Here is a 561-nt window from a genome sequence, read left to right as displayed (position 1 = left end):
TTTGGAAGAGGGAATGTGATATCCAGTTCGAAATGATTTTTAGAAGGGTCACCGACTGGTTCAAATTTCACATCAGCATACCACTGAGGTAATTTCTGAACTGCATCCAGAACACCATTGTAAGCAAGCTTACGGTCTTCTACGGGGACATTCATATGCTGGAATGGGTGAGCATGATAGATAAGCTCTTTTAACTGATTAGAATCGAATCCGTCGATTGGGTATTCCCGCTCTTCATCTTCGTCATAATCATCATCCCAATCTTCATCTTCATTCCACATATGGATATAAGACATAAAACCGAAGCACGGTTTATCCATTTCAACGGTTTGTCCATTGTGGTTCACAACTGTCGCTAATACAGACATTGCTTGTCCTTTAATTGCTGTGGTCAGTGTTGTCTACGGCATCACCGTGGTGGTCGTCAGAACCAACGGCACGGAGTTGACTTACATAAACCTGTCCACCATCTTTACCTGTCGTTGTACAGGCTCCAGTGAAAATGCGGAAGTTTGTTGAACGACGTAAGTCGTACTTAGCCGCTACACAATCTTTAAACTG

Annotated in this window: 2 protein-coding genes; both read right to left on the bottom strand. The window is 43.0% G+C overall.

The genetic code is table 11. From position 1 onward, the window contains the following. Positions 1-368: hypothetical protein (locus N1032_RS27035; protein ID WP_259543783.1), on the bottom strand; the 368-nt coding region annotated here is incomplete at its 3' end. 10 nt (positions 369-378) lie between these two features. Then, positions 379-561, bottom strand: a 183-nt coding sequence (locus N1032_RS27030; RefSeq protein ID WP_259543781.1) for a hypothetical protein, incomplete at its 5' end; no start/stop codon positions are given.

Origin of the sequence: Herbiconiux daphne (assembly GCF_024979295.1) — a bacterium.
In the GTDB taxonomy this organism is placed as follows: Bacteria; Actinomycetota; Actinomycetes; order Actinomycetales; family Microbacteriaceae; genus Herbiconiux; species Herbiconiux daphnes.
The sequence above is the reverse complement of the archived record's forward strand: the minus strand, read 5'-3'. Positions and strand labels throughout refer to the sequence as shown.